The 7194-nt window shown below is 70.6% G+C and carries 6 protein-coding genes and 1 pseudogene; 3 read left to right on the top strand and 4 right to left on the bottom strand.

Annotated elements, in window-relative coordinates; all coding sequences use genetic code 11:
* Positions 1 to 89: 89 nt before the first annotated feature.
* Positions 90 to 1073: pseudogene (locus ABT147_RS46840) on the top strand (tyrosine-type recombinase/integrase); the annotation flags it as partial.
* A 91-nt stretch (positions 1074 to 1164) separates the two neighbouring features.
* Here the strand turns inward: ABT147_RS46840 and ABT147_RS46845 are convergent.
* The gene (locus tag ABT147_RS46845) at positions 1165 to 1926 is read right to left on the bottom strand and encodes a phosphoglyceromutase (protein WP_152169830.1); all 762 of its coding nucleotides are present in this window, start codon (positions 1924 to 1926) and stop codon (positions 1165 to 1167) included.
* 198 nt (positions 1927 to 2124) lie between these two features.
* Between ABT147_RS46845 and ABT147_RS46850 the strand changes: the two genes are divergently transcribed.
* Positions 2125 to 3429 (top strand): MDR family MFS transporter, encoded by a 1305-nt coding sequence (locus ABT147_RS46850; RefSeq protein WP_351418620.1) that lies wholly within the window; start codon positions 2125 to 2127, stop codon positions 3427 to 3429.
* Between the two features lie 135 nt (positions 3430 to 3564).
* Here the strand turns inward: ABT147_RS46850 and ABT147_RS46855 are convergent, their stop codons facing one another.
* Positions 3565 to 4035: a DUF2000 family protein gene (locus ABT147_RS46855; RefSeq protein WP_351418622.1), complete on the bottom strand. Its 471-nt coding sequence runs from the start codon at positions 4033 to 4035 to the stop codon at positions 3565 to 3567.
* Between the two features lie 49 nt (positions 4036 to 4084).
* On the opposite strand from ABT147_RS46855, the gene ABT147_RS46860 reads away from it, so the two are divergent.
* The gene (locus ABT147_RS46860) at positions 4085 to 4975 is read left to right on the top strand and encodes an AraC family transcriptional regulator (protein WP_502983287.1); all 891 of its coding nucleotides are present in this window, start codon (positions 4085 to 4087) and stop codon (positions 4973 to 4975) included.
* Here the strand turns inward: ABT147_RS46860 and ABT147_RS46865 are convergent.
* Positions 4932 to 5507, bottom strand: a complete 576-nt coding sequence (locus ABT147_RS46865) for a type III secretion system chaperone family protein (RefSeq protein WP_351418626.1) — start codon at positions 5505 to 5507, stop codon at positions 4932 to 4934. The two genes, ABT147_RS46860 and ABT147_RS46865, sit on opposite strands and share 44 nt — an antisense overlap.
* Positions 5508 to 5545: 38 nt before the next feature.
* A complete protein-coding gene (gene mshA, locus ABT147_RS46870; protein WP_351418628.1) occupies positions 5546 to 6886 on the bottom strand; it encodes a D-inositol-3-phosphate glycosyltransferase in 1341 nt (446 codons plus the stop codon).
* Positions 6887 to 7194: the final 308 nt, after the last annotated feature.

Consider the following 7194-nt stretch of genomic DNA (forward strand, 5'->3'; position numbering starts at 1 on the left):
AACTCCTCCGGATAAGGCTTGGGCACAGCGACATCCTTCCCACCTGCCCCACAGGGCAAGCCAGTTCAGATGTCACCCGATCGTGCGGCAGACCCTCATTCCAGGACTTCGCGGAGGAGTGGTTGGAGAGCCAGAGCGGCGACCCGAACACCCGAGCGTCGATGCAGTCTCAGCTCAAGCTTCACGCCTTCCCGCGCATCGGGGCCCGGCCGCTGGGTTCGTTCCAGCCCAGCCACATCCGCGAGTTCGTGACCCAGCTCGAAGCTTCCGGCATGTCCGGTTCGTACGCCCGCGTCGTCTTCTCCAACGTGCGCGCCATCCTGAGCGCGGCCGTCGAAGACGGCTACCTGCCTCGGAACCCCTGCAACTCCCGCACGGTGACGCTCCCCGAGATGGGCGCGCGCCGTGTGGTCCCGTGGCTGCCTGAGCGCGTCTTCGCCATGCGCGGCGCCCTGGTCGAGCGGTTCCGGCCCATGGTGGACGTGGGCGCCGGGTGCGGGCTCCGACAGGGCGAGATCCTTGGGCTGTCGGTCGAAGAGCTGGACTTCGACAACGCCACGGTTCACGTCGTCCAACAGCTCAAGCTCAGCCTGAGTACGCCCGTGTTCGCCCCGCCGAAGGGCGGCAAGCTGCGGGACGTGCCGCTCCCCGACCCCGTGGCGGACGCGCTCAAGGAACACATGAAGCTCTTCCCACCGATAGAGATCACGCTGCCGTGGATGCGCGCCGGCGGTCCGCCCGTGACCAAGCGCCTGATCTTCACCGGTCCTCTGGGTGGGCACGTCTGGCGTACGTCGCTGAACGAAGACCACTGGAAGCCCGCGCTCGCCAAGGTGGGCGTCATCCCCACAGCGAAGAGCCGGGAGCATGCCGCCGCGCGTGAGCACGGCATGCACGCGTTGAGGCACTTCTACGCGTCTGTGTTGCTGGACGCCGGAGAGAGCATCAAGGCCGTAAGCGAGTACCTCGGGCACTCCGATCCGGGGCTCACGCTCAAGGTGTACGCCCACCTCCTGCCCACCAGCCGGGACCGCGCGCGGAACGCTCTCGGCAAGGCTCTGCGGCCGGACTGATCACCGACGCTGAGGGCCCACAGTGGGCCCAGGCCGCGAAAATGCCCCCGCCCGGCGCCGTTTGCGCAGGTCGGGGGCATGATCACCCAACCTACTTCTTCTTGCCCTGGTTCTTGACCGCCTCGATCGCCGCTGCCGCCGCGTCGGGGTCGAGGTAGGTGCCGCCGGGGTTCAGGGGCTTGAAGTCGGCGTCGAGTTCGTAGGAGAGGGGGATGCCGGTCGGGATGTTGAGGCCTGCGATGTCGGCGTCCGAGATGTCGTCGAGGTGCTTGACGAGGGCGCGGAGGGAGTTGCCGTGGGCGGCGACGAGGACCGTGCGGCCGGCGAGGAGGTCGGGGACGATGCCGTCGTACCAGTAGGGGAGCATGCGGGTGACGACGTCCTTGAGGCACTCCGTGCGGGGGCGGAGCTCCGGGGGGATGGTCGCGTAGCGCGCGTCCGAGGCCTGGGAGAACTCCGAGTCGTCCGCGAGCGGGGGCGGCGGGGTGTCGTACGAGCGGCGCCACAGCATGAACTGCTCCTCGCCGAACTCCGCGAGGGTCTGCGCCTTGTCCTTGCCCTGGAGGGCGCCGTAGTGGCGCTCGTTCAGGCGCCAGCTGCGGTGGACCGGGATCCAGTGGCGGTCGGCTGAGTCGAGGGCCAGCTGCGCGGTGCGGATGGCGCGCCTCTGGAGGGAGGTGTGGAGCACGTCGGGGAGCAGGCCGGCGTCCTTCAGCAGCTCACCGCCGCGCGTCGCCTCCTTCTCTCCCTTCGGCGTGAGGTTGACGTCCACCCAGCCGGTGAACAGGTTCTTCTCGTTCCACTCGCTCTCGCCGTGGCGGAGGAGGATCAGCTTGTACGGTGCGTCGGCCATGGCTCCGAGCGTAATCGACGGCCGGAAACGACCACACTCCCGGCTCGACAGGCGGACAGAGGGCCCCGCAGACGGGCATACAGGACCCCCCGCTCGGGCCGACAGTTGACTGGGGTTGCTAATTGGGTGGCTTGCCGCCCGAACGCGTTCGTAAGTTGTGTTCACCGCCTTAGCCGCTTACGTCCGTGGGGGATCCGCATGCCACTCGTCGCTGCCAGACGTGCCGTCCGGGAGTCAGTCTCGGGGCTGCCCCGGGAGTTCTGGTGGCTGTGGACCAGCACGCTGGTGAACCGGCTGGGCGCGTTCGTCGCCACGTTCATGGCGCTGTATCTGACGCTGGACCGCGGGTACTCCGCCTCGTACGCCGGGCTCGTCGCCTCGCTGCACGGCCTCGGCGGGGTCATCTCGTCCCTCGGCGGCGGGGTCATGGCCGACCGGCTCGGGCGGCGGCCCACCCTGCTCATCGCGCAGGCGTCGACGGCCGTGTCGGTCGCGCTCCTCGGCTTCGTCCAGCATCCGGTCGCCATCGCCGCCGTCGCCTTCCTCGTCGGCGCGACCAGCAACGCGTCCCGCCCGGCCGTGCAGGCGATGATGGCGGACATCGTCCGGCCGGAGGACCGCGTCCGCGCGTTCTCCCTCAACTACTGGGCCATCAACCTCGGTTTCGCCATCTCCTCCATGGCCGCCGGGTTCATCGCCGAGGTCAGTTATCGCGCCGGGTTCCTGATCGAAGGCGGGATGACGCTGGTCTGCGCCGTCCTCGTCTTCCTGAAGCTGCCGGAGTCGCGGCCGGTCAGCGGTACGGCGGTGGCGGGGAAGGGCGGCGGCACGGAGGAGGCGGTCGGGCTGGGGACCGTGGTCCGTGACGGGCGGTTCATGGGTGTCGTGGGGCTGTCCTTCCTCGTCGCGCTGATCTTTCAGCAGGGATCGGTGGGGCTGCCGGTCGCCATGGGCGAGGCGGGGTTCACGCCGGCGGACTACGGTCTCGCCATCGCCGTCAACGGCGTGCTGATCGTCGTCCTGCAGATCCCGGTCACCCGGTTCATCGAGCACCGGGATCCGGGGCGGCTCCTCGTCGTCTCGTCCGTGCTCGCCGGGTACGGCTTCGGGCTCACCGCCTTCGCCGGGTCGATCGGGGTCTTCGCCCTCACCGTCTGCGTCTGGACCCTCGCCGAGATCGTCAACGCGCCCACCCAGACCGGCGTCGTCGTCCGCCTCTCGCCCGCGCAGGGGCGCGGCCGCTACCAGGGCATGTACACGATGTCGTGGTCCGTCGCCGCGCTGGTCGCTCCGCTCATGTCCGGCGTCGTCATCGACCGGTGGGGCGCCGACTGGTTGTGGGGGATGTGCGCGGTGATCGGGACCGTGGCGGGGGTGGGGTACTGGGCCCTCATGCGCCGGATGCCGGACATGGAGATGGAAGGGGAAGAGGGGGCTGCCGCCGCCATGTCGGTGGAGAAGGGTGTCGTCGCGGAAGCCGAGGTCCGTACCGGCTCGGTCTGAGCACAGCCCGCACCCGCTCGGTCTGAGCACAGCCCGCACCGGCTCGGTCCGGCACGCACTCGCATGTACCGCGTGTGCCGCATGTGCTGCGTGTGCCGCATCTACCGCGTGTGCCGCCTACGCCTCCGCCCGCCCTCACGGATGCATCCGCGCCCCCTTCACCACCTTGTCCACCCCGTTGCGCGGCCCGTACACCGCCAACCCCACCAGGTCCAACTCCCCTGCCTCTACGGCTCGTACGGCCGCGCGATTGTCGCGGTCGTTCCCCGTGGCGAAGAGGTCGGACGTGAAGACGGCGCGGGGAAGGGCCCGGGCCAGCGCACGTGCGTGGGCCGCCTTGAGCACCTCCTTCGTGCCCTCGAAGACCAGGACCGGCTGACGGAACATCGGGAGGTACGCCGTGCCGTCGGCGTCCTCGTACGGTTCGCCGATCACCTCCGGAACGGCCGGGCCGAGGCCGCTGACCAGGAAGGACGTGACGTTGAGGCGTTGCCAGGTCTCCAGGTCGTCGCGGAGGAGGACGGCGATCTTGGTGTCGAAGCGGATGGGGGGCAACACATCCACAGGGGTCTCGTTGTCCATGGGGCTGTTCGCGGGGCTGTTCATGGAACGAGACTGCCGACCGGCGTACGCCCCCGTCTTGTACGTTCTTTGCATGTGCCCCCAGCGGCAGCGGTCTCCCCAGCGGCAGCCGTCCCCTCGACCTCAGCCGGCCCCTCGGCGCGAGGTCTCCGCCTGGCGGCCCCGTGTGCCCGGCATCGTCGAGGTGTTCCACGCGCACTACACGGAGTACGCGTACCCGATGCATGTGCACGACGTCTGGACGCTGCTGATCGTCGACGACGGGGCCGTGCGGTACGAGCTGGACCGGCACGAGCACGGGACGCCGAACGACACGGTCTCGCTGTTGCCGCCGTACGTGCCGCACAACGGGGCGCCCGTCACGGACAAGGGTTTCCGCAAGCGGGTGTTGTATCTGGACCTGGATTCGAGCGCGTTGGAGTTGGACGAGAGTCTCATCGGGGCGGCGGTGGACAAGCCGGATCTGCGGGATCCGGTGCTGCGGCGGCGGGTGGGGCAGTTGCACGCGGCGCTCGCGCGACCGGGGGACGAGCTGGAGGCCGAGAGCCGGCTAGCGCTCGTCGGGGAACGGCTGCGGGGGCATCTACGGCCACGGGCCACCGGCCGACCGGGGCTCATCGGCCGACCGGGGCCCCTCGGCCGTACCGTCGCCCATCGGCTGCGTGAGCTGCTCGACGAGCGGGTCGCGGAGGGGGTGACGCTGGAGGAGGCCGCGGGGGCGGTGCACGCCCACCCCGCGCATCTCGTACGGGCGTTCGGGGCGGCCTTCGGGATCGCGCCGCACCAGTATCTGATGTCCCGGCGGGTGGAGCGGGCCAGGCGGCTGCTGCTGGACGGGATGCGGCCGGGCGAGGCGGCGGCGGTGGCCGGCTTCTACGACCAGGCGCATCTGACGCGGCACTTCAGGCGCTGGGTGGGGGTCACCCCTGGCCGCTACCGGGCTGGTCGGCCGCCCCTCGTGTGAGGTGGCTGAACGCGTCCAGATTGCGCGTCGGCTCTCCCCGGGACACACGCCACGCGTACTCCTTGCGGATCGCGGAGGCGAAGCCCAGTTCGAGGAGGGTGTTGAAGGCGCCGTCGGCCGCTTCCAGGACCTGACCGAGGAGGCCGTCGATGCCGTCGGGGGTGACGGCGGACAGGGGCAGCCGGGCCGTGACGTAGATGTCGCCGAGCGGGTCGACGGCGTAACTCACGCCGTACAGCTTGAGGTTGCGCTCCAGGAGCCAGCGGTGGACGCCCGCCTCGTTCTCGTCGGGGTGGCGGATCACGAAGGCGTTGAGGGAGAGCGAGTGCCGGCCGACGATCAGGGAGACGGTCGTCGAGAGCTTGCGGGTGCCGGGGAGCTTCACGACGTACGTGCCGGGCGCCGGGCTCTCCCACTCCAGCTCGGCCTCGTCGAGGACCTGCTCGATGATCGACACCTGCGACACCTGCGACACCTGCGACACCTTCGGCGCCTTCGACACCGGCTCGATGATCGACGCTTCGTCAGCCATGGGGCGAGCGTACCCGCCGGTACCGACAGGCCGGCGGCTCACCCGTAGTGGCCCCGCACCCGGTGGCGGCGGTGTTCCTGCATGGCGGCCGTGTAGACCTCCCCGGTGGCGGCGGCCGAGGTGTCCCAGCCGAAGGACTCGGCGTGCCGGGCGGCGGCCGCGCCCATGCGGGCGGGCAGGTCGGGGGTGTCGGCGAAATCGCGCAGCACGCGCGCGTAGGCGACGGGATCGTGGCCCTGGACCAGGAAACCCGTCTCCCCGTCCCGTACGGCGACCGGGAGGCCGCCGACCGAGGCCGCCAGCACCGGCGTACCGGCCGCCTGCGCCTCGATGGCGACGAGCCCGAACGACTCGCTGTACGACGGCATGACCAGCACGGACGCCGCCCGGAACCAATCCGCGAGCTGCTCCTGCCCGACCGGCGGCCGGAACCGTACGACATCGGCGATCCCGAGCCGCGCGGCCAGCTTCTGCAGGCCTTCCGGCTTGGCGAGACCGCTGCCGCTCGGCCCGCCGACGACCGGGACGACCAACCTCGACCGCAGCTCGGGGCGCTCGTCGAGGAGGACGGCGACCGCGCGGAGCAGGACGTCGGGGGCCTTCAGGGGCTGGATGCGGCCGGCGAAGAGGGGGATCAGGGCGTCCTGGGGCAGGCCGAGACGGGCCCGCGCCGCCGCGCGGCCGTCGGCGGGACGGAAGCGGTCGAGGTTGACGCCCGGGTGCACGACGGCGACCTTGGCCGGGTCGGCCTCGTAGTGGCGTACGAGCTCGTCGGCCTCCTCTGCCGTGTTGGCGATGAGGCGGTCGGCGGCGCGGACGATCTGGGTCTCGCCGATGACACGGGCGGCGGGCTCGGGGGTGTCGTCGGCGGCGAGCGCGGCGTTCTTGACCTTGGCCATGGTGTGCATGGCGTGCACCAGGGGCACGCCCCAGCGTTCGGCGGCGAGCCAGCCGACGTGGCCGGAGAGCCAGTAGTGCGAGTGGACCAGGTCGTAGTGGCCGGGGCGGTGACCGGCCCAGGCCTGCATCACCCCGTGCGTGAACGCGCACAGCTGGGCCGGGAGTTCCTCTTTCGCCAGCCCCTCGTACGGGCCGGCGTCGACGTGCCGGACGAGGACGCCCGGGGCCAGTTCGACCGTGGGGGGCAGGGCGCCGGTCGTGGCCCGCGTGAAGATCTCCACCTCGATGCCCTGCGCTGCCAGCCGCTGGGCCAGCTCCACGATGTATACGTTCATACCGCCCGCGTCGCCCGTACCGGGCTGGTGCAGGGGTGAGGTGTGCACCGACAGCATCGCGACCCGGCGCGGCTTCCGGTGCAGCCGCATCCGCGCCGCGGCGGCCGGGGAGCGTCGCCCGAGCCTGCTGACGTAGTGGCTCACGTGGCGTTCCTCCTCGCTCAGGGCATGCCGTTCGGAGGGCGTGGGGTCCCTCTAGGCAGGGGGAACGCCGGAGGAAGCCGTTCCATTTCCTCTTTGCAGAATTATTACCGAGCTTCGCTCAACCGTTCGAGCGCTTGGGGAGTGGGGGGTGGGGCTTGCTTTCGGGGATGCGGAGGGTGCGAGGGGATGCGAGGGGGTGAGGGGGTGAGGCGGACTAGTAGTGCTTGGTCAGGTCGGTATCGGTTGTGGCATGTCGCGGTGACAGGTGGGGCAGGCGCCGGTCCAGACCGCGAGGAGTAGCTGAAGTT

Origin of the sequence: Streptomyces sp. NPDC001868, assembly GCF_040297125.1 — a bacterium.
Classification (GTDB): Bacteria; Actinomycetota; Actinomycetes; order Streptomycetales; family Streptomycetaceae; genus Streptomyces.

Bases quoted from the DNA above. Each gene is read 5' to 3' on its own strand.
- ABT147_RS46845 (WP_152169830.1), bottom strand. From the start codon at position 1,926: ATGGCCGACGCACCGTACAAGCTGATCCTCCTCCGCCACGGCGAGAGC.
- ABT147_RS46860 (WP_502983287.1), top strand. From the start codon at position 4,085: ATGTGCCCCCAGCGGCAGCGGTCTCCCCAGCGGCAGCCGTCCCCTCGA.
- ABT147_RS46865 (WP_351418626.1), bottom strand. From the start codon at position 5,507: ATGGCTGACGAAGCGTCGATCATCGAGCCGGTGTCGAAGGCGCCGAAG.
- ABT147_RS46855 (WP_351418622.1), bottom strand. From the start codon at position 4,035: ATGAACAGCCCCGCGAACAGCCCCATGGACAACGAGACCCCTGTGGAT.
- ABT147_RS46850 (WP_351418620.1), top strand. From the start codon at position 2,125: ATGCCACTCGTCGCTGCCAGACGTGCCGTCCGGGAGTCAGTCTCGGGG.